This window comes from Asanoa siamensis (assembly GCF_016862555.1).
Classification (GTDB): Bacteria; Actinomycetota; Actinomycetes; order Mycobacteriales; family Micromonosporaceae; genus Asanoa; species Asanoa siamensis.
Genome location: NZ_BONE01000009.1, coordinates 87,008 through 111,318, shown reverse-complemented (window position 1 = coordinate 111,318; position 24,311 = coordinate 87,008). Strand labels below are relative to the sequence as shown.

At 72.2% G+C, this 24,311-nt stretch carries 20 protein-coding genes; 13 read left to right on the top strand and 7 right to left on the bottom strand.

Going from position 1 to position 24,311, the window contains the following annotated elements:
- The first annotated feature begins 131 nt into the window (after positions 1-131).
- Positions 132-569 carry an SCP2 sterol-binding domain-containing protein gene (locus tag Asi02nite_RS08325; protein ID WP_203711587.1) on the top strand — a complete coding sequence of 146 codons (438 nt, stop codon included), beginning with the start codon at positions 132-134 and terminating at the stop codon, positions 567-569.
- A gap of 53 nt (positions 570-622) precedes the next feature.
- On the opposite strand, the gene Asi02nite_RS08320 is transcribed toward Asi02nite_RS08325, so the two are convergent.
- Positions 623-1,054, bottom strand: coding sequence for an SgcJ/EcaC family oxidoreductase (locus Asi02nite_RS08320; protein ID WP_203711586.1), 432 nt, complete (start codon positions 1,052-1,054; stop codon positions 623-625).
- A 178-nt stretch (positions 1,055-1,232) separates the two neighbouring features.
- On the opposite strand from Asi02nite_RS08320, the gene Asi02nite_RS08315 reads away from it, so the two are divergent.
- Positions 1,233-2,036, top strand: a complete 804-nt coding sequence (locus tag Asi02nite_RS08315; RefSeq protein ID WP_203711585.1) for a TIGR03084 family metal-binding protein — start codon at positions 1,233-1,235, stop codon at positions 2,034-2,036.
- A gap of 17 nt (positions 2,037-2,053) precedes the next feature.
- On the opposite strand, the gene Asi02nite_RS08310 is transcribed toward Asi02nite_RS08315, so the two are convergent.
- From Asi02nite_RS08310 to Asi02nite_RS08295, 4 genes are all read right to left on the bottom strand, one after another.
- Positions 2,054-2,713: a MerR family transcriptional regulator gene (locus Asi02nite_RS08310; RefSeq protein ID WP_203711584.1), complete on the bottom strand. Its 660-nt coding sequence runs from the start codon at positions 2,711-2,713 to the stop codon at positions 2,054-2,056.
- A gap of 104 nt (positions 2,714-2,817) precedes the next feature.
- Positions 2,818-3,654 (bottom strand): helix-turn-helix domain-containing protein, encoded by an 837-nt coding sequence (locus Asi02nite_RS08305; protein ID WP_203711583.1) that lies wholly within the window; start codon positions 3,652-3,654, stop codon positions 2,818-2,820.
- Positions 3,655-4,038: 384 nt separating this feature from the next.
- Complete coding sequence (locus Asi02nite_RS08300; RefSeq protein WP_203711582.1) at positions 4,039-5,691, bottom strand: GMC family oxidoreductase N-terminal domain-containing protein; 1,653 nt, start codon at positions 5,689-5,691, stop codon at positions 4,039-4,041.
- Positions 5,688-6,245 carry a DUF5987 family protein gene (locus Asi02nite_RS08295; RefSeq protein WP_203711581.1) on the bottom strand — a complete coding sequence of 186 codons (558 nt, stop codon included), beginning with the start codon at positions 6,243-6,245 and terminating at the stop codon, positions 5,688-5,690. The genes Asi02nite_RS08300 and Asi02nite_RS08295 overlap by 4 nt, the downstream gene beginning before the upstream one ends.
- A gap of 172 nt (positions 6,246-6,417) precedes the next feature.
- Here Asi02nite_RS08295 and Asi02nite_RS08290 point away from each other — a divergent pair, with 172 nt between their 5' ends.
- Positions 6,418-7,416: a DUF1702 family protein gene (locus Asi02nite_RS08290; RefSeq protein ID WP_203711580.1), complete on the top strand. Its 999-nt coding sequence runs from the start codon at positions 6,418-6,420 to the stop codon at positions 7,414-7,416.
- Positions 7,413-8,378 (top strand): DUF1702 family protein, encoded by a 966-nt coding sequence (locus tag Asi02nite_RS08285; protein ID WP_203711579.1) that lies wholly within the window; start codon positions 7,413-7,415, stop codon positions 8,376-8,378. The genes Asi02nite_RS08290 and Asi02nite_RS08285 overlap by 4 nt, the downstream gene beginning before the upstream one ends.
- A gap of 48 nt (positions 8,379-8,426) precedes the next feature.
- Here the strand turns inward: Asi02nite_RS08285 and Asi02nite_RS08280 are convergent, their stop codons facing one another.
- Positions 8,427-8,969, bottom strand: a complete 543-nt coding sequence (locus Asi02nite_RS08280) for a copper resistance CopC family protein (protein WP_203711578.1) — start codon at positions 8,967-8,969, stop codon at positions 8,427-8,429.
- Between the two features lies 1 nt (position 8,970).
- Positions 8,971-9,549: a hypothetical protein gene (locus Asi02nite_RS08275; protein WP_203711577.1), complete on the bottom strand. Its 579-nt coding sequence runs from the start codon at positions 9,547-9,549 to the stop codon at positions 8,971-8,973.
- Positions 9,550-9,690: 141 nt separating this feature from the next.
- Between Asi02nite_RS08275 and Asi02nite_RS08270 the strand changes: the two genes are divergently transcribed.
- The 9 genes from Asi02nite_RS08270 (at position 9,691) to Asi02nite_RS08230 (ending at position 24,262) form a co-directional block, all read left to right on the top strand.
- Positions 9,691-10,752, top strand: a complete 1,062-nt coding sequence (locus Asi02nite_RS08270; protein ID WP_203711576.1) for a carboxymuconolactone decarboxylase family protein — start codon at positions 9,691-9,693, stop codon at positions 10,750-10,752.
- A 33-nt stretch (positions 10,753-10,785) separates the two neighbouring features.
- Positions 10,786-11,847, top strand: coding sequence for a carboxymuconolactone decarboxylase family protein (locus Asi02nite_RS08265; protein ID WP_203711575.1), 1,062 nt, complete (start codon positions 10,786-10,788; stop codon positions 11,845-11,847).
- 337 nt (positions 11,848-12,184) lie between these two features.
- Entirely contained in the window at positions 12,185-14,179 is a 1,995-nt protein-coding gene (locus tag Asi02nite_RS08260; protein ID WP_203711574.1) for a CRTAC1 family protein, read from the top strand.
- Positions 14,180-14,184: 5 nt separating this feature from the next.
- Positions 14,185-15,192 carry an RnfABCDGE type electron transport complex subunit D gene (locus tag Asi02nite_RS08255; protein ID WP_239126566.1) on the top strand — a complete coding sequence of 336 codons (1,008 nt, stop codon included), beginning with the start codon at positions 14,185-14,187 and terminating at the stop codon, positions 15,190-15,192.
- Positions 15,189-20,963: a type I polyketide synthase gene (locus tag Asi02nite_RS08250; RefSeq protein WP_203711573.1), complete on the top strand. Its 5,775-nt coding sequence runs from the start codon at positions 15,189-15,191 to the stop codon at positions 20,961-20,963. The genes Asi02nite_RS08255 and Asi02nite_RS08250 overlap by 4 nt, the downstream gene beginning before the upstream one ends.
- Positions 20,960-21,400: an acyl-CoA thioesterase gene (locus Asi02nite_RS08245; RefSeq protein ID WP_203711572.1), complete on the top strand. Its 441-nt coding sequence runs from the start codon at positions 20,960-20,962 to the stop codon at positions 21,398-21,400. Before Asi02nite_RS08250 ends, Asi02nite_RS08245 begins: the two co-directional genes overlap by 4 nt.
- Positions 21,397-21,948: a flavin reductase family protein gene (locus tag Asi02nite_RS08240; RefSeq protein WP_203711571.1), complete on the top strand. Its 552-nt coding sequence runs from the start codon at positions 21,397-21,399 to the stop codon at positions 21,946-21,948. Before Asi02nite_RS08245 ends, Asi02nite_RS08240 begins: the two co-directional genes overlap by 4 nt.
- Entirely contained in the window at positions 21,945-23,294 is a 1,350-nt protein-coding gene (locus Asi02nite_RS08235; protein WP_203711570.1) for a cytochrome P450, read from the top strand. The genes Asi02nite_RS08240 and Asi02nite_RS08235 overlap by 4 nt, the downstream gene beginning before the upstream one ends.
- Positions 23,291-24,262, top strand: a complete 972-nt coding sequence (locus tag Asi02nite_RS08230) for a methyltransferase (RefSeq protein WP_239126565.1) — start codon at positions 23,291-23,293, stop codon at positions 24,260-24,262. Before Asi02nite_RS08235 ends, Asi02nite_RS08230 begins: the two co-directional genes overlap by 4 nt.
- Positions 24,263-24,311 lie beyond the last annotated feature (49 nt).

Below are 24,311 nucleotides of genomic sequence, written 5' to 3'. Positions count from 1 at the left end.
TTCGACGATCGTGCATCTCATGACGAGCGGATGTCAACATTAATTACTAATTTATGCGTACGGGCGACGCTTAGGCGATGAGGCATCCTCGGAGATGTCGGGGCCGCACGGGATCGGCCACCCTAATCACCATGACCGACCCGACGACGATGGGCCCACGGGAGCTCGGCGCGTTCGTCAAGCGGACGAGCACCCCCGAGCTGCGGCGGCTCATGCATGGCGACCGGCGTCCCGCCGTACTCGACGAGATCTTCAGCAACATGCCCGAGGTGTTCCGCTCGGACCGGGCGGGCGCACTCAACGCGGTCATCCACTGGCGCGTGGGCGACCGCCCCGACGGCCGCACCGACGACTACGAGATGACGGTGGCCGGCGGCCGGTGCTCGGTCCGCAAAGGCCACTACCTCGCTCCCGACCTCACGCTCTCCATCGGTGGCGTCGACTTCCTCAGTCTCGTCACCGGCCAGGCCCATGCGGTCATGCTCGTGATGCGCGGCCGCCTCAAGACCAAGGGCGACCTCGGCCTGGCCGCCAAGTTTCCCACCCTGTTCGACCCGCCCAAGGTCTGAACCGACGAGAAGGCGGCGCCGGTCATCGGCGCCGCCTTCCGTATGTGCGCGGGTCAGGCCGGGTCGCGCGGGCAGTTCTGGTAGACGGCGAGCCGCCAGTCGCCGTCACGGTTGACGAGGATCCACGACGCCCGGATCGCCGACGCGTCCGGCAGCGCTGTCTCGCCTGCCGGGATCACGCCACCCTCCGTGATGAGCGCGACCGCCCCGGCACCCAGCGGCTTGATGTCCACCGGCGTCCCGGTCACCCGCGTGCCCCGGTAGGGGCCGGCGAAGGCACCGGTCATGAACGCCTCGATGTCGGCGCGGCCCTTGCGGTAGACGCCCGGCAGCAGCATCGTGCCGTCCTCGACGAACAGGTCGGCGAACGCGCGCGCGTCCTGTGCGGCCCAGGCCTGCACCAGCCGGCTGGGAACTGCGGCGATCGCGGCTTGTTCGGCCCCGCCGACGCCGGTGGCCGGGGGTGCGGAGGAACTGGTGGTCATTGTTATCCCTCGATTCCTGGCGTGACCTGAGTGCCCCATCGACACACCGCCGACGCTAGTTCCGCGGGGTCCGCATTCCGTTCTCCTGAAATGCGCGGCGTCGGCATTTCGGGAGAAGACAGCGCGCTTCGGGCCGGCGCATGCTCGGTGAGCCTGATCCCGACAAGGAGGCCATCGCGTGACCGAACTACGTAGTGTCATCTCCGACCTCGTCGCGGAGGGTGACGAGATCGACGACCTCGTGTCCGATCTGGAGCCCGCCGCCTGGGCGACGCCGACGCCGAGCCCGGGCTGGACCGTCGCGCACCAGATCGCCCACCTCGCCGCGACCTTCCGGCTGGCGGCACTGTCCGCATCGGACCCCGAGCGGTTCCGGGCGCTGCTCGGCCAACTCTCGCCGGACTTCAACACCAACGTCGACCGCGCCCTGGCGGAGTACCTCGCCGAGCCACCCGCGGTGCTGCTGGAGCGCTGGCGCACCGAGCGCGCCACCGCGGAGAAGGCGCTCGGCGCCCTGCCGCTCGACCAGCTCGTGCCCTGGCTCGTGCGGCCGCTGCCCGTCGCGGTGCTCGCGTCGGCGGGCATGATGGAGCTGTTCGGCCACGGCCAGGACGTCGCCGACGCCCTGCGGGTGCGCCGCACCCGCACGGATCGCATCGGACACCTGGTGGGCTTCGCGGTGCGCACCTGGGACTTCGGCTACCTCGCCCGTGGCCTGGAGGTGCCGGAGGTGGCGTTCCGGTGGGAGATCACGGCCCCGTCGGGGCGCGTGTGGGAGTTCGGTCCCCCCGACGCGACCGAGCGCGTCACGGGCCCGGCCGAGGACTTCTGCCTGCTGGTCACCCGCCGGCGGCACCCCGCCGACCTCGCGGTCACCGCGACCGGTCCGGAGGCGACGCGGTGGCTCACCATCGCGCAGGCGTACCGGGGCCCGGCCGGTGACGGCCGCAAGCCGGGACAGTTCGCAAACCTGCCCCGGTAGGAACTCTCCGCGCGACGTCAGCCCGGTGCGGACCCCGCACCGGGCGGTTCGTCGTCGGCCGGGCCGAAACGGTTGGTCACGTAGTGCTCCCGGGCCAACCGGTGCACCGCGGTCAACGCCACCTCGAGCAGCACCGCGCGCACGACGGCCGCCGCCCGGTCGATCCCCTCGCTCTCCGGGCGCAGCAGGTCCATCTCGGCCGCCACGAGCTGTTCGGCGGTGGTGGCGTAGGGGGCGAAGAACTGGATGCCGCAGTCGCACCCGAGTTGGCGCAGCGCCGCGACGACCTGGACCAGCCTGTCCCGGCCGGCGGCGTCCGGCGAGATCGACCAGCCCAGGTCGTCGATCAGCTTGTCGACGTCGGCCGTGGCGTCGGCCAGCCCGTTGAGCTTCGGGGGCGCGGCGTCGTCGGGAAAGGAGTGGATGACGCCGTAGAGACTGGCCAGGCTCAGCTCGTCGTCCTCGATGCTCGCCAGGAGCTGGCGGACGGTCGAGAGGTCGAGCTTGCCGACGTTGGTCAGCGCCCGGATGAGCCGTAGCCGGCGTAGGTGTCCCTCGTCGTAGTCGGCCTGGTTGCGGCCGGTGGGCGTGCCCGGCGGCAGCAGGCCCTCACGTAGGTAGAACTTGATGGTCGCGACGGGCAGGCCCGTCTGCCTGCTCAGGCAAGAAATGCGCATCGATCCCCCCAGAAGGATGCAGGTCCTGGTCGAACCCGCCGTCCGCGCCCCCGTACCGGGCCCGCCCGTGCCGGCGGGCACGGCACGGGCGAGCGATGGTGCGGTCAGGCGGCCGAGCGGGTCGCCGCGGGCCGGGGCAGCAGACGCGTCGGGAGGACGGTCACCGCCCGCGCCTTCTCCTGGGCCGCCAGGACGCTGAGCGCGATCTTGCGCGCGTCGAGCAGGGCGAGCAGGACGGGTGGGTCCAAGGCCGTAGCGGGCTGGAGCTGGACGTCGACCTTGAGCACGGTGTCGTGCGAGATGGTGAGCGGACCGTGCGTCGCCACCGAGATCGACTGGTGGTGCGGGTTCGGCGCGATCTCCTCGGGGTCGCCGTCGACGGACTGGGCCAGCAGGTACCAGGTGCCGGGCGGCACCGAGGTGAAATGGAACAGGCCGGGCCCGGAGAGGATGCTGCACCGCACGGGCCGGCCCTCCGGGACCCGGTCCGGGAAGAGGCCGATGAAGACCAGGCTGCCGTCGTCGGGGTCGGCCGGCTGGACCTGACCGTGCACGCACGCGGTCGAGGCCGGGCCGGTCGGGTTCGGCGCGACCTGGATGTGCGGCGCGTAGCCGGCCAGTTTGCGGTACGCCGTCGGCGACATGCCGACGCTCTTGCTGAAGCGGGAACTGAACGTGCCGACGCTGTTGTAGCCGACCCGCAGGCTGATGTGGGCTACGTTCAGTGACGTCGATACGAGCAGGTACTTGGCCCGCTGGAGCCGCAGGGCCGACAGGAATCGGCCCGGTGAGACTCCGGTTGCCCGCTGGAAAATCCTCGTGAAATGGAACTTGCTGAACATCGCGGCGCGCGCCATGTCATCCACCGTGATTTGCTCGCTCAGATTCTCACGCATGGCCTCGATGGCGCGCTTAGCAGCTTCCTCGACCGGGTCCCCCACGATCCCCTCCCCAGAGTTCGCAGTAATTTCCTCGACCGTTTTCCGGTGCGCATTCCCCCTGGAGACCTCAACGTCTCTTATCGAGAATTGCAATTGAAGTCACTGCGGGAAACCGTCAGCGCCCGGTTGCCTCCGTGCTGCCGGTGTAGCTGCCCTGCTCACAGTCCCCTCGCAATGCGCCCGAATCCACGTCGACGTTAGTCGATCGTCCGGCCGCCCGCAACAGTCGCGATTCAGACGGATACGGAGCGCAATCACGGAGTAGGGACCTATGCATGGGAGCGCGTGCGGTGGATAGCGATAATGTCCGATAACGCGTCCGGAGTTTGCGCAAACAACAAATGAGTCCGAAATTCGGCGTTCGTCTGCGTCCGCCCCGGTGGGTCATACCTTGGCCGCGGCCGCCGGCATCGCGCCCGGCCCGACGCCGGCCCGCACGCCGGTCGGCAGGCCGCCGGTGTAGGCCACCGCGACGCCGCGAGCGCGGGCCGCCGCCACGATCCCGGGCATGGCCCGCTCGGCCAGCGCGGCGATCGTCAGCGCCGGGTTGACGGTGAGCGCCGCCGGCACGGCCGACCCGTCGGTCACGAAGATTCCCGGGTGGTCGCGCAACTCGTGCCGATCGTCCAGGGCCGACGTCGCGGGATCGTCGCCGATGCGACAGGACGCCAGGGGGTGCACCGTGTACGCGCCGACCAGGTCGTTGGTCCAGGGCGCCACCCGGGCCAGGCCGTCGCGCTCCAGGATGTCCTTCACCTCGGCGTCCGAGGCCCGCCAGCCGCGCCAGGTGTTGGCCGTCGGCTCGTAGCGCAACGGACCGACCCCGAGCATCTGCTGCGAGAGGCGGTGGGCGTTGCCGGTCTCCGGCGGTGGCCCGAAAACCCCCTCGTTGTCGTCCTCGGACATCGTGAAGATGGTCAACCACGATTGCCAGCGGCGCAGCATCTCCTTCTTCTCCACGCCGAACCAACTCGGTCCGGTCGCGCCGGGGACCTGCGCGAGGATGGTGCCGAGGCCGGGTGGGAAATAGAGCTGTTCGAGCGAGAAGCGCTCGTACTCGGGAAGTGAACCGTCGAGTCTGTCCCAACTGGCGACCGTCGGGCCTCGGCCGATCTGATAGGCGGAATAGGCCTTTCCGTCGGACCGTTGCAAACCGAGGACATCGCGTACGCGGTCCTCGTCGTAAATCGCGGTGTTGAGCCGTTCCCCATTTCCGGAGAAATAGCGGCCGACCGCACGCGGCATCGTCCCGAGATGGGGTTCGGAACGCTGCAGAATGACCGGAGTGGCGCCCGCTCCGGCGGCCACGACGACGATTTTCGCGTCAATCTCGCCGGCCCCGTGCAGAATCCGGTAGTCGTCGTCGTCGACGTGCCGGTAGTGCACGCGATAACTGCCGTCGGCGTTCCGGGTCAGGTGTTGCACCTCGTGCAGCGGCCGAATCTCGGCACCGTGGGAAAGGGCCGCCGGCAGATAGTTGAGCAGCAGCGACCGCTTGGCGTCGAAGCGGCAGCCGGCCATCATCCAGTTACAGTTCGTGCATAGGTCGAGGTCGATAGCGGAGGGTGCCGGGTTGGCCGTCCGCCCCGCGTGGTCGCAGGCCGCCGCCCAGAGCCCACCGGCGTACGGCACGCGGTCCCACGACTGTTGGGTGATCGGCAGCGCGTCGCTGACCCGGTCGTACCACGGGTCCAGGACGTCCCGGTCGATCGACGCCGGCCACATGCGCCGGCCGATGCTGCCCCGCCGCTCGAAGACGAACCGCGGCGCCCGCGGCATCGTGGCGAAGTAGACGACGCTGCCGCCGCCCACGCAGTTGCCACCCAGGATGCTCATGCCGTCGCCGACCACGAAGTCGAAGATCCGGGTGTACGACTTGCCGAGCTCGAAGTCGTGGTCGAACTCGTCGGCGCGCAGCCATGGCCCGCGCTCCAGCACGACGACCTTCGCGCCGCCGGCGGCGAGGTGGTAGGCCGCGATCGCGCCGCCGAAGCCGCTGCCGATCACGAGGACGTCGGTTGATTCGATGGTGTTCATGCCGGGCTTCCCGTCGCGGTCGTGTGTGGATGGTGTTTCGCCAGTTGGCGGCCGTAGCTGAAGTCAGGGAAGCGGAATTCGCCCGTCGTGTCGGGTGGGAAGTAACCGATGCCCAACAGGCCGGGATGACCGTCCGCGAACGCTTGCGCGGTCGGCAGGTGTGCCGCGCTGTCGAACGCCATGTTGCAGAAAAGGGCGAGGCTCACCCACATCTGCTTCTCGGGATGGGCCGGATCGGTAAGGATGCGGACGAGCTCCGTGCGGTGGTCGAATGGCAGGGCCACGAAGGGCGGCACGCTGTCGTCGAGCACCAGCCCCTTTCCCCGGGCGTATTCCGCGGCGTGCTCGTTGACCGTCACCGCGAGCGAATCCAGCGCCTCCGCCAGCCCACCGCCGGGAAGCCGGAGAAGGTCGAGGGCACCGGCCTCGACCGCGCCCGCGCCCGGTGCGGCACCCGCCACGGCCCGGTCGTCCGGCGACCGTTTCTCGCCGGGCACGATCGTGTCGGCGAATGCCTCGATCGTGAGGATCTTGACAGGATCTTCGTCCACCATTGCCTCCTGAAACCGCGCAGGACGGGCTTTCCGAATCGACGCGAATATTCTCCGGCGGTCGGACCGGCGGCTCGTTCTCCCGGCGTGCCCAGGACAGGGGCGCGCACGAACGAAGACGCCCGGCCGGGATGGGGTCCCGCACGATGGAAGCAATCTGCCAGAGGAGACCGACATGCCGATGCTGGGCGCAGTGCGCCGGTTGGCCCTGACACCGTCGTTGGTTGACGTCACGTTCGAGCGCCGCGGCTTTCCCGTCACGCCGACCACGGCGACGCGGCGGCTGGAGGCGATTCCCGAGTCCGTGATCTGCGGGTTCGAGTGGGGGATCGAGGTGCGTAGCCAGTGGGAGCTCGAACGCCGGCTCGAGCTCGTCGACCAGGAGATGCGCGGCTTCGCCTACGAGGGCGCCGCGATGGCGTTGACCGTCCGGGACGCGCTGCCCGGCGGGCGCCGCGACCAGGCCCGTGACCTGCTCCGCGGTCCCGGGCTGCCGCACACCTTCCTCACCTACATCGGCATCGGGTTCGCGATGGCCCGCCTGCCCCGCCCGCTGTGGAAGAACGTCCTGCCTGACCTGACGGGCACTCCCTACTACCCGACGATGAGCTGGCTCGCGGTCGACGGCTACGGATTCGACCGGGCCTACTTCGAGACCGCGCGCTGGGTCACCCGACAGGAACGCCTGCCGGCCTATCCCTGGCTCGGCCGGGCCGACTACTTCCCGCGCGCCGCCGACCAGGGCATCGGGCGCGCGCTCTGGTTCATCCACGGTGGACAGCCCGACGACGTCGCGGCGGCCGTCGACCGTTTCGGAACCGACCGGCGCGCCGACCTGTGGAGCGGGGTGGGCCTCGCCGCCACCTTCGCGGGCGGCACCGACGCGGAGGGCCTGCGCCGGCTCGCGGCGGCCGCCGGCCCGCACCGCGACACCCTCGGCCAGGGCGCGGTCTTCGCCGCCAAGGCCAGGACGTTCGCCGGCTTCGTCCCGCCGCACAGCGAGGTCGGCGTGACGGTGCTGGCCGGCCTGTCCGCCGGGGACGCCGCCGACCTGGCCGACCAGGTCGCGGAAGGCGGGTTGCCGACCTCGGCCGATCCCGACTACGAGGTGTGGCGCGACCGGATCCGCGCCCACCTCGCCAGCCACCTTCACGACGCGGGGAGGACCCGATGAGTATCTGGCGAACCATGCGGCGCAGGGTGCTCACGCCCGGCGTCGCCGCGACCCGCATGGACGTGCGCGGGTTCCACGTCAAGTCCGCCGAGGGGCGGGAGCGGCTGGAGACGGTGGGCCGCACGTTCCTCGCCGGCTACGCGTACGCGGCCGAGGCCAAGCACCCGACCGACGCCGAGGAGCCGCTCGAGCGCGTGCCGATGGGCTTTCGTGGCTTCGCGTACGAGGGTGCGGCGATGGCGCTCGCTGTTCGGGACGGCCTGCCGCTCGGTGGCGGCCGGCACGTCGAGCGGTTCCTGGCGGGCCGCGCCGCCGACCACGTCTACATGGTCTACGTCGGCGTCGGATGGGCCATGGCCCGATTGCCCAAGTTCCGCTGGTCGACGCTGTACGCCCCGGACCCGCTGCTGCGCTGGCTGGTGCTCGACGGCTTCGGCTTCCACCAGGCCTACTTCGCCACCGACCGCTACGTGCACGACCAGCACCGCGACCCCGCGTTCCCGTGGCCGCACGACGGGCGGTCCTACGCCAACAACGCGATCGACCAGGGCATCGGCCGCGCCTCCTGGTTCGTGGCCGGTGCCGACCCCCGGGTGGCCGCCGCCCTGATCGGCAAGTTCGCCGCGGACCGGCAGCCCGACCTGTGGGCCGGCGTCGGCCTAGCCGCCTGCTACGCCGGCGGTGCCACCGGCGACGAGTTGCGGCGCCTGTGGGAGGCCGCGGGTGCCCACCAGCCGGAGCTGATGCAGGGAGCGGCATTCGCGGCCGCGGCGCGGGTCAAGGCCAACCTCGTGCAGCCGCACAACGAGCTGGCCAGCGAGCTGTTGTGCGGGATGTCGGCGGCCAGCGCCGCCAAGGTGACCGACGAGGCGCGGATCGACCTGCCGCCCGACGGAGACCTGCCGGCGTTCGCCGTGTGGCGCGGGCGCATCGCGGACGCCTTCGTGGCCCACCGCGGCTGACGCGCGAAGAAGGGGGCCTTCCAGATGGAGGGCCCCCTTCCGTGTGGGTCAGTTGCTGGGCGCCGCGTAGGGCCGGCGCAGGTAGAGGAGCGCGAGGACCACCAGCACGGCCGCACCGTCGACGGCGAGCAGGAATCCGCTGAGCGGGTCGATCGTGTGGGCGTGGGCCGAGATCGCGTCGTCGGTCGCGGCACGCTCGGCCTCCGACGGCGCGGGCGGCGCGACCCCGGTGCCGACACTGAACCGCAGGCTGCCGCTGGTCTGGCCACCGTCGGTGAACTCGACGTGGTAGGCCACGGTCAGGTTTCCGGGCCCCTTTGCGGTGAACGGCAGCGTCAGCGTCGACCGCGACCCGGCGCGCGGCGCGTCGGCGGTCAGCGCGACACCGTCGCCGCCGATGACCGCGACGTGGGACCTGGCCGCGTCGGGTGCGGCCGAGAACGTCAGCGACACGCTGGCGGGTGCCGAGTCGAGCACGGCACCCGCGGCCGGGTCGCTGGCGACGAGCCCACCGTCGGCGGTCGCCGGCGTGCCGCCGGCGACCGCGAAACAGAAGATCAGGAGCAGCAGTGCCCCGCCTCGGCGGAGCACGTCACGCGGGGGACGCGGCCGGCACGGCGACCTGGGGGCGGCAGCTGCACGTCATCGCCTCCGCCTCCCGGCGGTTGGGCCGCAGGTGCAGGTAGACCGCGATCACCATCGGGATGAACACGACGGAGTTGTAGAACAGGTGCAGCTCGACGCGGGGCATCACGAGCTGGAGGACGCTGGTCGGCACCGCGGCGCCGAAGAACGTGGTGCCCGCCTGCGCCTGGATCAGCAGCAGCAGGTGCTCGATGTGGTGCCAGAACTGGATGACCAGCGCGATCGTCCACCAGGTCCGGGCCCGCCCGACGAAGCCGGGCAGCAGGAGGAACAGGCCGACGAGCATCACGATCGCGTAGCCGTAGTGGAGCCACTCCGACGTGACCAGCCACGGGTAGAACTGCCCGAGCACGCCGCGGGCCTGCGGCCGCGGCCGACCCTGCACATAGATCTGGTACGCCTGCACGAGGTGCTCCGCCCAGTGCGCGACGACCACGAACATGAAGGCGTTGAGGGCGGCCCGATGGTGACGGACGTTGAGGAAGGCGAGCGGACCTGGCCGCGTCGGCGCCGTGACAGCAGACATGGGAGCTCCAATCGTCGGTAGCCGACGGTAGTCAGCTTTTGACCGTCCGCCTTCTTCGAGCGTGCGCTCCCGCCCGCGGCATTCTCGGATATCGCTCCGGCGCCGTGCGGTGGCCATTGTGGTCGCGGAGAGGGGGAACCGATGGGCGTGATCATGATCCACGGCACCCGGCGTGCGGCGGCGACCGTCCGGCACGTCACGCCGGTGCCGATCGGCACCGCGCGCGGCCTGGTGGCCCGGGTCTACGCACAGGTCGAGGGCGACTTCGGGATGCTGGCGCCGCCGGTCAGCCTGCACTCGCCGGCGCCCGAGGTGCTGGCCGCGTGCTGGTCGGTGCTGCGCGAGACCCTGGTCGCCGGCGGCACGGTCGACCGGGCCACCAAGGAGCTCGTCGCCACCGCGGTGTCGCTCGGCAACACCTGCCCCTACTGCGTGGACGTGCACAGCTCGGCGCTGCACGGGCTCGCCCGCGGGCGTGAGGCGGCCGTCGTCGCCGGTGGCCGGCTGGACCAGATCGCCGATCCGGCCCGGCGCCGGCTGGCACAGTGGGCGCGCGGCAGCGGCCAGCCGGGCGGCGTGCCCGACGTGCCGGCCGACGCGCTGCCCGAGGTGCTCGGCGTCGCCGTGGTGTTCCACTACATCAACCGGATGGTCAACCTCTTCCTGCCGGCGTCGCCGTTCCCCGACCGGTTGCCCGGCGGCTCCCGCGCGCTGGTGCGCCGCGTGTTCGGCCGGATGATGGGGCTGGGCCGCCGGGACCCGGCGCCCGGTGACTCGCTGGCGCTGCTGCCCACGGCGCCGACCCCCGACGATCTCAAGTGGACGGCCGGCAGCCCCGTGGTCGAAGATTCGCTGGCGCGGGCGGCGGCCGCGATGGAGCGGGCCGGTCTGCGCGCGGTGCCCGCCTCGGCCCGCGCGCTGGTCGTCGACCGTCTGGAGACCTGGCACGGCGAGCCGCCCGGCCCCAACCGCGGCTGGCTGGCCACGGCGGTGGACACGTTGCCCCGCGCCGACCGGCCGGCCGGCCGCCTGGCGCTGCTGGCCGCCTTCGCGTCGTACCAGTCGACCGACCGCGACATCGAGCGGCTGCGCGCCGTCGGGGCCGGCGATCGCGAGATCGTCGAGATCGCGGCGTGGGCCGCCATGGCCGCGGCGCGGCGGGTGGGCACGTTCGGAGTGGGGGAGCCTCCCGGTCCGGCGTGATGCTGGTGCCAGGACCGATCCCGGGAGGAACCCATGGTCGCCGGCAGAGTCGTCTCCTCCGTCGTCCAGCGTCAGGTCAAGTACGTGACGCCGGTGCCGGTGCCGGCGCCCGCGCCCGGCGGGCTGGTGGCCGAGGTCTACCAGCAGGCCGCCCAGGAGATGCGGCTCGTGGTGCCGCCGTTGCTGCTGCACTCGCCGGCGCCGGAGGCGCTGGCCGCCTACTGGATGTTGATGCGCGAGCCGCTGATGACCGGTGGTGCGGTCGACCGGCTGGCCAAGGAGGCGGTGGCGGCCGCGGTGTCCGTCGCCAACATCTGCCCCTACTGCGTCGACATGCACAGCACCGGCATGTACGACCTGTCCACCGAGGACGATGCCGAGGCGATCGTCGCCGACCGGGTCGAGGACGTGGCCGATCCGCGGGTCCGTGGGCTGGCGGCGTGGGCGCGCCTCGCCCACCGGCCCGACGAGTTCCCCGCGGTGCAGCCGGCCTTCACGGCGGCGGAGCGCGCCGAGCTGGTCGGCGTGGTGGTCGCCTTCCACTACCTGAGCCGCATGGTGAACGTGTTCCTGACCAGCTTCCTGCTGCCGCCACAGCTCGGCCCGCGGGCCAAGCGGCGGATGAAGCGCGGCGTGAGCCGGCTGCTCTCCGCCAGCCTGCGCGAGGAGCATCCGGCGGGGCGGTCGCTGCCGCTGCTGGCCGAGGCGTTGCTGCCGCCGGACGCGGCCTGGGCGGCCGGGCAGCCCTCGGTCGCCAACGCCGTGGCCCGGGCCGCCGCGGCCTTCGAGGCCGCCGGTGCCCGGTCGGTGTCGCCCGCGGTGCGCGCGCTCGTGCGGGGCAGGCTCGCGACCTGGCGGGGCGAGGAGACCGGGCTCAGCCGCGACTGGTGCGAGGACGCGGTCGCGGGCCTGGCCGGCCCCGACCGCTCGGCCGGCCGGCTCGCGCTGCTCGTCGCGCTCGCGTCATATCAGGTCGACGAGGAGACGGTGCGCGCGTTCCGGGCCGAGCGGGCGGACGACGCCGCGCTCGTCGAGACCGTCGCGTGGGCCAGCTTCGCTGCTGCCCGGACCGTCGGCGCGTGGCACCTTCCGTAGCTCGCTCGACTTGTTGAGCTATTCACGTCGAATCTATTCGCGTGAATGCCGGATGTTGCCTGCATAACGCCCGTACCGCACGAACGAAGAACCCCGGCGCACAGCCGAAGAAGACATCGCCAGGCCCCCCTGCGAGGCTCGATTGCAGCGCACTCACCAGCCAGTGAGTGGGGAGTCTCCCCTGGTCGGAGGGCTAGGAATGGAAACCGGCGCTCACCGGTATCGGCGCGGGGATCGCATTTCGATGCGCGCGACGGTGGCTCGGAAATGTCATTGCCGAAGCGAAATCCGGGATCTGCCGGACGCACAGGAGTTCGTCTATCGGAGGTCAGGTTAGATGTCTCAGAAAGCCTCGTGGCTGCGTCGGCGGCTGCCCGCGATCGCGGCGCTGGTCCTGGTCGCGGTCCTCTTCCAGCTGGGCCGGCTGCCCAGCGCGTCGGCCGGGGACCTGGACGAGCTCGCCAGCGGGTTCGCCTTCCGGTCGAGCTCGATCGCGCTGCCGGGCGGGTTCCGGCAACAGGCCATCCGTACGGTCAACCAGGACTACAAGGACATCGACGCGTGGATCTCCTCGGTCGGTGCCGGGGTCGCCATGAACGACCTCGACGGTGACGGCCTGCCCAACGACCTGTGCATCACGGACCCGCGCATCGACCAGGTGGTGGTCACGCCGGTGCCGGGGCTCGGCAACGTGCGCTACGCGCCGTTCGCGCTCGACCCGGCGCCGCTGCCGATGCTCGAGCCGATGGCGCCGATGGGTTGCGTGCCCGGCGACTTCAACGAGGACGGCCGGATCGACCTGCTGGTCTACCTCTGGGGCCGGACACCGATCCTCTACCTCGCCAAGGCCGGCGCGACCGCGCTGACCACGTCGTCGTTCCAGGCCGTCGAGCTCGCGCCGCAGTCGGCCGGCTCGCGCTACAGCGGGCCGCTGTGGAACACCAACACGGTGGCGGTCGACGACTTCGACGGCGACGGCCACCCCGACATCTTCGTGGGCAACTACTTCCCGCACGGCCCGGTGCTCGACGACACCAAGAGCACCGGCGTCGCGATGAACCAGTCGATGTCCAACGCCTTCAACGGCGGTGAGGACTACTTCTTCCGGTGGACCGGCGGCACGGCCGGGTCCGCGCCGACCGCCACGTACGAGATGGTCAGCGACGTCCTGCCGCGGGACATCTCGAAGGGCTGGGCGCTCGCGTCGGGTGCCAACGACTTCGACGGCGACCAGCTTCCGGAGCTGTACGTGGCCCACGACTTCGGGCCCGACCGGCTGCTCTACAACCGCTCCACGCCGGGCCGGATCTCGTTCTCCGCGGTCAAGGAGGTGCGCAAGCCGTTCGTGCCCAAGTCCAAGCGGGTGGGCGGCGACTCCTTCAAGGGCATGGGCGTCGACTTCGGCGATCTCGACGGCGACGGCCTCTACGACATGTACGTCAGCAACATCGCGACGACGTTCGGTCTCGAGGAGAGCCACTTCGCCTTCGTCTCCGACGCGAGCGACCGGGACAACCTGCGGGCGCACTTCCAGGACGGGAAGGCGCCGTTCGCCGACAGGAGCGCCGATCTGGGCCTGGCCTGGTCCGGCTGGGGCTGGGACGTCAAGCTGGCCGACTTCAGCAACAGCGGCGAGCTGGTCGTCGCGCAGACCACCGGCTTCGTCAAGGGCGACGTCAACCGCTGGCCCCAGCTGCAGGAGCTCGCGATGGCGAACGACGGCCTGCTCAGCGACACCACCTGGTGGCCGCACGTGCGCTCCGGTGACGACATCGGCGGCAGCCAACGACTGCACTTCTTCGTCAAGTCCGACAGCGGCCGCTATTTCGACCTCGCACCGAAGCTGGGGCTCGACGTTCCGGTGCCGACCCGGGGCATCGCGACCGGCGACGCCGACGGTGACGGGCGCCTCGACTTCGCGGTGGCCCGGCAGTGGGAGGAGCCGGTGTTCTACCACAACGAGAGCCCGGACGCGGGCGCCTTCCTGGGCCTGCGCCTGACCCACCCGGCCGGCGCCGCGACGACCGAACCAACCAGCACGACCGACCCGGCCGCCACGACCGACCCGGCCGTGGGCTCCCCGGTCGTCGGCGCCCAGGTGCGGGTGACCACCTCCGACGGGCGGGTGCTGCTCGGCCGCGTCGACGGTGGCAGCGGCCACGGCGGCAAGCGCAGCCAAGACGTCCACATCGGACTCGGCAAGGACGTCAGCGGACCGGTCACGGTCGAGCTGACCTGGCGGGACCGCACCGGTCAGCTGCGGCAGCAACAGCTTTCGATGAACCCGGGCTGGCACTCGCTCGAGCTCGGCGCCCAGGCCCAGGAGAGGTGACCGACATGGCCGACCGCACCGTCAACCCGCCGCGCCACGACCCGAAGGTGATCAAAGCGCTCCGCAACTTCGCGATCTCGATCACCGTCTTCAACATCCTCGGTTTCACCGTCTTCGGCTTCGAGCAGCCGTGGACCTGGCCGTTCATCGCCATCTTCACCGGCTACGCGATCGAGATGGGGCTCGAGGTCATCGGTGCCCGCGTCGAGGGCCGGGCACCGCGCTTCCGCGGCAACGGCCTGCGCGGGGTCGTCGAGTTCCTCTACCCGGCCCACATCACCAGCCTCGCGCTGAACATGCTGATCTACGTCAACGACCAGCTATGGGCGATGCTCTTCGGTGTCGCGGTCGCGATCGGGGCCAAGTGGGTGCTCCAGGCGCCGATCCGGGGCCGGATGCGGCACTACATGAACCCGTCCAACTTCGGCATCGCGATCATCCTGCTGGTCTTCCCGTGGGCCAGCGTCGCCCCGCCCTACCACTTCACCGAGTACCTCTACGGTGCGTGGGACTGGGTGATCCCGGCGGTCATCATCGTCGGCGGCACCATGATCAACGGTAAGCTGACCGGTCGCATGTGGCTGATCCTCGGCTGGGTCACGGCGTTCGCGCTCCAGGCCGTCGTCCGCGGGCTGCTGCTCGACACGTCCATCCCCGCCGGCCTGGCGATGATGACCGGCGTCGCGTTCGTGCTGTTCACGAACTACATGATCACCGACCCGGGTACGACGCCGTCGCGCCCCGCGGCCCAGATCGCGTTCGGCGCCGGCGTGGCGGTCACCTACGGCCTGATCACCGGCTTCGGCATCGCGTACGGCATCTTCTTCGCCACCGCCGCGGTCTGTCTGCTCCGTGGCGGCTTCCACTGGACCCTGTTCTTCATCGAGCGGGCCCGGGTCCAGCGCGAGGCCGAGGAGGCGCGCGACCGCACCGAGGTCCCGGCCGCGGCCAGCCTCAACGGCAACGAACCGGCGGAGCCGCAGTCCAGCAGCAAGGAGGTCGTCTCCGCATGACCCGTGTCGCGATCGTCGGGATGGCCTGCCGCTATCCGGACGCCACCTCACCCCGCGAGCTGTGGGAGAACGCCGTCGCCGGGCGCCGGGCCTTCCGGCGCCTGCCCGACGAGCGGATGCGGCTCGACGACTACTGGGACCCGGACCCGGCCGCCCCGGACAAGTTCTACGCGCGCAACGCCGCCGTGATCGAGGGCTACCAGTTCGACCGGATCGCCTACAAGATCGCCGGGAGCACCTACCGTTCGACGGACCTGACCCACTGGCTCGCGCTCGATGTCGCGGCGCAGGCCCTGGGCGACGCCGGGTTCCCGATGGGCGAAGGGCTGCCCCGCGAGCGCACCGCGGTGGTCGTGGGCAACACGCTCACCGGCGAGTTCGCCCGGGCCAACCAGTTGCGCCTGCGGTGGCCGTTCGTCCGCCGGATGGTGGCCGCGGCGCTCAAGGAGCAGGACTGGGACGACGACCAGTTGGTCGGCTTCCTCGACTCGTTCGAGGCCACCTTCAAGAGCCCGTTCCCGGCGGTCGACGAGGACTCGCTGGCCGGTGGGCTCTCCAACACGATCGCGGGCCGGATCTGCAACCACTTCGACCTCAAGGGCGGCGGTTACACGGTCGACGGCGCCTGCTCGTCGTCGCTGCTCTCGGTGGCCACGGCGAGCAAGACGCTGCTCGACGGCGACGTCGACGTGGCCGTCGCCGGCGGCGTCGACCTGTCGATCGACCCGTTCGAGATCATCGGTTTCGCCAAGACCGGCGCGCTGGCCACCGGCGAGATGCGCGTCTACGACCGTGGCTCCAACGGCTTCTGGCCGGGCGAGGGATGCGGGATGGTGGTGCTGATGCGCGAGGACGAGGCGCGCGCGGCCGGCCATCGCGTCTACGCCACCGTCGCCGGTTGGGGCATCTCCTCCGACGGCAAGGGCGGCATCACCCGGCCCGAGGTCAGCGGCTACCAGCTCGCGCTGGACCGGGCCTACGAGCGGGCCGGCTTCGGGATCGACAGCATCGGCCTGTTCGAGGGGCACGGCACCGGCACCCGGGTCGGTGACGCCACCGAGCTCACCGCGCTGTCCCTGGCCCGCCGGGCGGCCGACCCGAACTCGGCGCCGGCCGCCATCGGCTCGATCAAGGGGATGATCGGCCACACCAAGGCCGCGGCCGGCGTGGCCGGGCTGATCAAGGCGTCGCTGGCGGTGCACCACCAGGTGCTGCCCCCGGCGATCGGCTGTGTCGCGCCGCACGAGCTGCTCAGCGACGACGGCGACGAGCGGCCGGCGCTGCGCGTGCTGCGCCGGGCCGAGCCCTGGCCCGACCTGCCCGCTGTGCGGGCCGGCATCACGGCGATGGGCTTCGGCGGGATCAACACGCACGTGGTCCTGGAGGGCGTCGCGCCCCGCAAGCGGCGGGGTCTCGACGGCCGCACCGAGCGGCTGGCGTCCTCCGGCCAGGACGTGGAGCTGCTGCTCGTCGACGGCGAGTCGCCGGCGGAGCTGCGCGAGCGGCTGGAGCGGCTGGCCGAGTTCGTGGCCACGGTCGCGTACGCCCAGCTCTCCGACCTCGCCGCGACCCTGCACGGCGACCTGCGCGACCTGCCCTTCCGGGCGGCGGTCGTGGTGTCGTCGCCCGACGACGCCGTGGCCCGGCTGCACCGGATCCGCGACGCGCTGGACGCCGGCGAGACCAGTCTGGTCAGCGCCGACGAGCGGTGCTTCCTCGGCCACGCCAGCGGCCCGGGCCGGATCGGCTACCTGTTCCCGGGCCAGGGCTCGGGCCGGGGCACCGGCGGCGGCGCGCTGCGCCGCCGGTTCGCCGAGGTCGACGAGGTGTGGACCAGGGCCGCACTGCCGACCTCGGGCGACATGGTGGCCACCTCGGTCGCCCAGCCGCGCATCGTGACCGGCTCGATGGCCGGGCTCCGCGTGCTGTCGGCGCTGGGCATCGAGGCGACCGTGGCGGTCGGGCACAGCCTCGGCGAGATCTCCGCGCTGCACTGGGCCGGTGCGCTCGACGAGGACACGCTGCTGCGCACCGCCGAGGTGCGCGGGCGGACGATGGCCGAGCACAGCTCGTCGGGCACGATGGCGAGCATCGCGGCGTCCCCGGAGGCCGTCGTCCCGTTGCTCGCCGGCCTGCCGGTCGTGATCGGCGGCTACAACGGTCCACAGCAGACGGTGGTGGCCGGCACGGCCGAGGCCGTCGAGGTGGTCGGCCGGCGGGCCGGCGAGGCGGGCCTCGCCGCGACGCCGCTGCGCGTCTCCCACGCCTTCCACTCGCCGTTGGTCGCGCCCGCGGCCGACGCGTTCGGTGCGCGGCTGGCGGGCGAGGCCATCGGATCGCCGCAGCGGCGGGTCTTCTCGACGGTGACCGGCGCCGTGCTGGCGCCCGACACCGACGTGCCGGACCTGCTGCGCCGCCAGATCACCGAGCCGGTGCTGTTCAGCCAGGCCGTCGAGCGGGCGGCCGCGGAGGTGGACCTGTTCATCGAGGTCGGTCCCGGCCGGGTGCTGGGTCCGCTGGCCGCCGGGACAGGGGTGCCGGCGGTGTCCCTGGACACCGACGACGAGTCGGTCAGCGGGCTGCTCAACGCGGTCGGTGCCGCGTACGTCATCGGTGCCTGCCGGGTCGACGAGGCGCTGTTCCACGGCCGGCTGGTCCGGCCGCTGCGGGTCGGCGCCGAGTTCTCCTTCTTCGCGAGCCCTTGCGAGGCGGCGCCGGCACTCGAGGTGCGGTCCCCGGCCACGAAGCCGGCCGCCGCGGAGACCGTCGAGGTCGCCGCCGGCGAACCGCCGCTCGAACTGCTCCGCCGGCTCGTCGCCGAGCGGGCCGAGTTGCCGATCGAGATGGTCCGGGACGAGAGCACCCTGCTGGACGAGCTGCACCTCAGCTCGATCACCGTGGGTCAGGTGGTCAACCAGGCCGCCCAGATGCTCTCGATCCCCAGCACCCAGACGCCGACCAACTTCGCGGTCGCGACCGTGGTGGAGCTCGCCCAGGCGCTGGAAGAACTGGCCGACACGGCCGGGGACAGGGCGCCGGCGGCCATGGCGGTCGCCGGTGCGGCCGCCTGGTCGCGGGCGTTCTCCGTCGACCTCGACCCGCTGCCCCTGCCGCCGCGGGGTGAGGCCGAGACCGACGAGCCGTGGCGGGTCTGGTCGCGCGCCGACGACCTGCTCGCCGAGCCGTTGCGGCACGCGCTGGAGAACGGCGGCGTGGGCGGCGGCGTGCTGGTGATCCTGCCGGCCGAGTGCACGGAGGCCGACCTGGCGCTGGCGCTCGACGGCGGCCAGGCGGCCGTCGCCGATGTGCGGTGCGACCGGTTCGTGGTCGTCCAGCGCGGCACGGGAGCGGCCGGCCTGGCCAAGTCGCTCCGCCTGGAGAACCCGCGGATCCGCACGACCGTCATCCGGGTCCCGGACGGCTCGGTGGACCCGGGCACGGTGGTCGCCGAGGTGGCCGCCACGTCCGGCTTCAGCGAGGTGCACTACGACACCGACGGCGTACGCGGAGTGCCGACCCTGCGGCCCATGCCGCTGGCGCCGGCCCGGCACAGCGCGCCGTTGGACGCCACCGACGTGCTGCTCGTGACCGGTGGCGGCAAGGGCATCACGGCCGAGTGCGCGCTGGCCGTGGCGCGGGACACCGGGGCGGCGCTGGCCCTGCTCGGTCGCAGCGAACCCGGTGCCGACGCGGAGCTGGCGGCCAACCTGGAAAGGATGACGGCCGCGGGGGTACGGGTGCGTTACGTGCGGGCCGACGTCACCGACGCGGCACAGGTCGGTGCGGCGGTCGACACCGTGCGCGCCGAGCTCGGGCCGGTGACCGCGGTGCTGCACGGCGCCGGTCGCAACGAGCCGCGGGCACTGTCCAATCTCGACGCCGAGGCGTTCCGGACGACCTTCGCGCCCAAGCTCGACGGCCTGACCGCGGTGCTGGCGGCGGTCGACCGGAGCGCGCTCAAGCTGCTGGTCACGTTCGGCAGCATCATCGGCCGGGCCGGCCTGCGCGGCGAGGCGCACTACTCGACGGCCAACGACTGGCTCGCCGACCGGACCGCTGCCTTCGCGGCCGCGTACCCGGACTGTCGCACGCTCTGTCTGGAGTGGTCGGTCTGGTCCGGGGTCGGCATGGGCGAGCGGCTCTCGGTCGTCGAGACCCTCCAGCGCGAGGGCATCGTGCCGATCTCGCCCGACGAGGGCGTCCGGCTGCTGCGCCGGTTGCTCGCCGACCCCGACGCGCCGCCGGTCGTGGTGGTCAGCGGCCGCACCGAGGGGATCGACACGGTCCGCCGGGACACGCCGACGCTGCCGCTCCTGCGGTTCGTCGGGACGCCGCTGGTCCACTACCACGGCGTCGAGCTGGTCAGCGAGGTCGAGCTGAACGCCGGCACCGACCCCTACCTGGCCGACCACCTGCTCGACGGCAACCTGCTGTTCCCGGCGGTGTTCGGGATGGAGGCGATGGCCCAGGTGGCCACCGCGCTCACGGGTTGGGCCGGTCCGCCGGCCATGGAGGACGTCGAGTTCCTGCGGCCGATCGTGGTGCCGCCGGACGGTGGCGTCACGGTCCGGATCGCGACGGTCGTCACCGGCGACGATCTGGTCGACGTCGCGATCCGGGCCGCCGACACCGGTTTCGCGGTCGACCACTTCCGGGCCCGGCTGCGGTTCGGTGTGCCGCCGGCCGCCGACGGTCCGCCCGACCAGGTCGAGGGGCTCCCCGTGGTGCCGCTCGACCCGGCGGCCGAGCTGTACGGCGGCATCCTGTTCCAGGGCGAGCGGTTCCAGCGCCTGCGTGGCTACCACCGGGTCGCCGCCCGGCACGTGGACGTAGACGTCGCCGCGCTGCCGGCCGACGGCTGGTTCGCCGGCTTCCTGGCGGGCGACCTGTTGCTCGGCGACCCGGGCATGCGGGACGCGCTCATGCACGGCATCCAGGTCTGCGTGCCGCACGCGACCCTGCTGCCGGCGGGCATCGAGCGGGTCCAGGCGGCCGGTCCGCTGCTCGCGGAGAAGGGCGAGGCCCGGTTCACCGCGGTGGAGCGGGCCCGGGACGGCGACAGCTACACGTACGACATCGTCGTCCGGAATCCCGGCGGCGAGGTCGTCGAGCGCTGGGAAGGCCTGCGGTTGCAGGCGGTCCGCAAGGGCGACGGACGCGGCCCCTGGCCCGCGCCGCTGCTCGGCACGTATCTCGAGCGGTCGCTGGACGACCTGCTCGGTGCGCGGATCGGCGTGGCGGTCGAGCCCGACCAGGCGGACGTCCCGCCGGAGGCGGCCGCGACCCGGCGCAGCCGGACCGAGATCGCCGCCGGCCGCGTCTTCGGTGGGCCGGTGCTGCTGCGGCGTCGGCCCGACGGCCGCCCGGAGGTCGGCGACGGGCGCGCGGTCTCCGTCGCGCACGGTGCCGGCGTCACGCTCTGCGTCGGTGGTGACGGCACGCTCGGCTGCGACCTGGAGCCGGTGACGGCGCGGACCGACGCGACGTGGGCGAGCCTGCTCGGCCCGCACGACGGGCTGGCGGGGCAGATCATGAAGGACACCGGCGAGGCGCGGGACACCGCGGCGACCCGGGTGTGGTCGGCGATCGAGTGCCTGCGCAAGGTGGGGTTGCCGGTGCACTCGCCACTCACGGTCACCGCGGTCGGGCCCGACGGCTGGCTGACGCTCGCCTCCGGCACGCTGCGGATCGCGACGCTGGTGACCGGCCTGCGGGACACCGCCGAGCCGGTCGTGGCCGCGGTGCTCACGGACGGGTGGTCCCGCCGATGAGCAAGTACTTCGAGTATCCGCACACGGTCGGGTTCGAGGAGACCAACATCGTCGGCAACGTCTATTACGTCAACTACCTGCGCTGGCAGGGCCGGTGCCGGGAGATGTTCCTCAAGCAGCGGGCGCCCGACGTGCTCAGCGACCTCCAAGGCGACCTGAAGCTGTTCACGCTCAAGGTCGACTGCGAGTTCTTCGCCGAGATCACCGCGTTCGACGACCTGTCGGTGCGGATGCGGCTGGTCGAGTTGGCGCAGACCCAGATCGAGTTCGGCTTCGACTACGTGCGGCTGGACCCGGGCGGCGGCGAGACGCTGGTCGCCCGGGGCCGGCAGCGGGTCGCGTGCATGCGCGGACCCAACAACCGTACGGTCCCGGCCCGGGTGCCGGACGCACTGGCGCGGGCCCTCCAGCCCTACGCGCAAGGGGAGGCGAGATGAACGGCGACTTCCAGTCCCCGAGCGGGCTGGCAGGTTCGAAGTTGTTGCGACGGGCGTTCGGGACGTTCGCCACCGGGGTGACGGTGGTGACCGTCGGATCGGGCACGCCGCACGGGATGACGGCCAACTCGTTCGCGTCGGTGTCCCTCGATCCGCCGCTCGTGCTGGTCTGTGTCAGCCGCGACGCGGTGATGCACCGGATCCTCACCGAGGCCGGCAGCCTGGGGATCTCGGTGCTCGGGCACCGGCAGGAGAAGGTGGCGCGGCACTTCGCCGACCGGTGGCGGCCGCTCGGCCTGGCCCAGTTCGACCAGATCGAGTGGACGCCCGGTGAGGTGACCGGCGCACCGCTGATCGACGACGCGGTGGCCCACTTCGAGTGCCGGGTCTGGCGTACGTACGACGGCGGCGACCACACGATCTTCCTCAGCAGCGTCGTCTCGCTGCGCTGGGAGGCCGACGCCGACTCGCTGGTCTTCGTCAACGGCCACTTCCGCGGTGTGAGCGAGATCGGTCGCGTGCCGGAGCCGAGCGAGGCGACGACGTGACGCTGGCCGAGACGCGCCGGGTGCCGCCCGGGCCGCCCTTCTGGGCGGCACCCGGCCTGCTGCGGAAGCTCAACAAGGACCGGCTCGGCCTGATGTCGTCGGCCGCGGCCACGTTCGGCGACGCCGCGCGGATCGCCATCGGGCCCAAGGTGCTGTTCTTCTTCAACCATCCCGACCACGCCAAGCACGTGCTGGCCGACAACCCCGAGAACTACCACAAGGGCGTCGGGCTGGCCCAGGCCAAGCGGGCGCTCGGCGACGGGCTGCTGACCAGCGAGGGCGACCTGTGGCGCAAGCAGCGGCGGGTGATCCAGCCGGTGTTCTCGCCGAAGCGGATCGCCCGGCAGGCCGACGTGGTCGCGCAGGAGGCGGCCCGGTTCGTCGCCGGTCTGCGGGCGCGGATCGGCGGTGACCCGGTCGACGTGGCCGGCGCCGCGACCGGGCTCACCCTCGGTGTGCTCGGCCGCACCCTGCTCGACGCGGACCTGGCCGGTCTCGGCGACATCGGCGGCTCGTTCGAGGCCATGCAGGACCAGGCGATGTTCGAGATGGTCACGATGAGCGCCGTGCCGATGTGGCTGCCGCTGCCGCGCCAACTCCGGTTCCGCAGGGCGCGGCGGCACCTGCAGACGGTGGTCGACCGGCTGGTCGCCGACCGTGGTGAGCGGCCGGGCGGCGACGACGCGCTGAGCCGGCTGATCCAGTCGACCACGGCCGAGAGCGACCCGGCGGTCGGCCGCCAGCGGATGCGGGACGAGCTGATCACGCTCTGCCTGGCCGGGCACGAGACCACGGCGAGCACGCTGAGTTGGGCGTTCCACCTGATCGACGAGCATCCGGAGGTGTGGCGGCGGCTGCACGACGAGGCCGTCGGCGCGCTGGGGGACCGGTTGCCGACCTACGCGGACCTGCACCGGTTGCCGTACACGTCGATGGTCATCGAGGAGGCCATGCGCCTCTATCCGCCGGTCTGGATGCTCTCGCGCATCCCGCAGGCACCCGACACCATCGGCGGGTACGCGGTGCCGGCGGGCGTCGACGTGCTGATCTGCCCGTACACGCTGCATCGCAACCCGGAGTTCTGGCCGGATCCGGAGCGGTTCTCGCCCGAGCGGTTCCGCAAGGACGGTGCGGCGTCCCGGCCCCGGTACGCGTACATCCCGTTCGGGGCGGGGCCGAGGTTCTGCGTCGGCAACAACCTGGGTCTGATGGAGGCCACGTTCGTCATCGCGATGGTCGCGCGCGAGTTGCGCCTGGCCAAGCCGCCGGGCTATCGCGCGGTCCCCGAGCCGATGCTGTCGCTGCGGGTGCGCGGTGGCCTGCCGATGACGGTGCACCCGGCGTGACGGGGCTGCGGGCACTGGCCGACCTCGCGACGCCGATGGCGATCCGGGTGGCGGCGACCCTGCGGGTGGCCGACCACGTGGCCGCCGGCCGGGACACCGCCGCCGCGATCGCCGCGGCGGCGGGGGTGCACGCCGACGCGCTGGGGCGGGTGCTCCGGCATCTGGTGGTGGTCGGCCTGCTCACCGTGGACGAGGCCGGCCACCACACGCTCACGGCGCTGGGCGAGCAGATGCGCGACGACCATCCGGGCGGGCGGCGGGCGTGGCTCGACATCGAGGGCGGGGTCGGCAAGGGCGACCTGGCCTTCGTCGACCTGCTGCACACCGTGCGCACCGGTGAGCCCGCCTACCCGGTGCGCTACGGGCGACCGTTCTGGGCCGACGTCGCGGCCGACCCGGCCCACTCGGCGATGTTCGACGCGTTGATGGGCCACCACATCAGCCTCGACAACGGCGGCATCGCCGACGCGTACGACTGGGCGGCGCTGGGCAGCGTCGTCGACGTGGGCGGCGGGAGCGGCACGCTGCTGGAGGTGCTGCTGACCGCCCATCCCACGCTGACGGGGACGGTGGTCGACCTGCCCGGCCCGGCCGCGGCGGCCCGCGCACGGCTGCTCGACGGCGACCTGGCCGACCGGGCCGCGGTGGTCGAGGGCAGCTTCTTCGACCCGCTCCCGGCCGGCGCCGGCGGCTACCTGCTCTCCGCGATCATCCACGACTGGGACGACGAGCGGGCGACCGCGATCCTGCGCCGCTGCGGCGAGGCGGCCGGGGACACCGGCGTGGTGCTGGTCGTGGAGGCGGCCGGCGCGGTCAACACGGGCATGGACCTGCGGATGCTGACCTACTACGCGGGCCGTGAGCGTGGGCTCGACGAGATCGACGTCCTGGCCGGGCGGGCCGGTCTCGCGACGCGCTCGGTCACGCCGGTGGGCCGTTACATGTCCATCGTGGAGCTTGCCGCCTGAAAGAGAACGGGGGCCCCTGGTCGACGACCAGGGGCCCCTTCTCGTGCCG

Excerpts from the sequence above, each read along its gene's own strand:
- Asi02nite_RS08325 (WP_203711587.1), top strand. The coding sequence starts at position 132 with ATGACCGACCCGACGACGATGGGCCCACGGGAGCTCGGCGCGTTCGTC.
- Asi02nite_RS08320 (WP_203711586.1), bottom strand. The coding sequence starts at position 1,054 with ATGACCACCAGTTCCTCCGCACCCCCGGCCACCGGCGTCGGCGGGGCC.
- Asi02nite_RS08310 (WP_203711584.1), bottom strand. The coding sequence starts at position 2,713 with ATGCGCATTTCTTGCCTGAGCAGGCAGACGGGCCTGCCCGTCGCGACC.
- Asi02nite_RS08300 (WP_203711582.1), bottom strand. The coding sequence starts at position 5,691 with ATGAACACCATCGAATCAACCGACGTCCTCGTGATCGGCAGCGGCTTC.
- Asi02nite_RS08295 (WP_203711581.1), bottom strand. The coding sequence starts at position 6,245 with ATGGTGGACGAAGATCCTGTCAAGATCCTCACGATCGAGGCATTCGCC.
- Asi02nite_RS08290 (WP_203711580.1), top strand. The coding sequence starts at position 6,418 with ATGCCGATGCTGGGCGCAGTGCGCCGGTTGGCCCTGACACCGTCGTTG.
- Asi02nite_RS08285 (WP_203711579.1), top strand. The coding sequence starts at position 7,413 with ATGAGTATCTGGCGAACCATGCGGCGCAGGGTGCTCACGCCCGGCGTC.
- Asi02nite_RS08275 (WP_203711577.1), bottom strand. The coding sequence starts at position 9,549 with ATGTCTGCTGTCACGGCGCCGACGCGGCCAGGTCCGCTCGCCTTCCTC.
- Asi02nite_RS08270 (WP_203711576.1), top strand. The coding sequence starts at position 9,691 with ATGGGCGTGATCATGATCCACGGCACCCGGCGTGCGGCGGCGACCGTC.
- Asi02nite_RS08265 (WP_203711575.1), top strand. The coding sequence starts at position 10,786 with ATGGTCGCCGGCAGAGTCGTCTCCTCCGTCGTCCAGCGTCAGGTCAAG.
- Asi02nite_RS08260 (WP_203711574.1), top strand. The coding sequence starts at position 12,185 with ATGTCTCAGAAAGCCTCGTGGCTGCGTCGGCGGCTGCCCGCGATCGCG.
- Asi02nite_RS08255 (WP_239126566.1), top strand. The coding sequence starts at position 14,185 with ATGGCCGACCGCACCGTCAACCCGCCGCGCCACGACCCGAAGGTGATC.
- Asi02nite_RS08250 (WP_203711573.1), top strand. The coding sequence starts at position 15,189 with ATGACCCGTGTCGCGATCGTCGGGATGGCCTGCCGCTATCCGGACGCC.
- Asi02nite_RS08245 (WP_203711572.1), top strand. The coding sequence starts at position 20,960 with ATGAGCAAGTACTTCGAGTATCCGCACACGGTCGGGTTCGAGGAGACC.
- Asi02nite_RS08240 (WP_203711571.1), top strand. The coding sequence starts at position 21,397 with ATGAACGGCGACTTCCAGTCCCCGAGCGGGCTGGCAGGTTCGAAGTTG.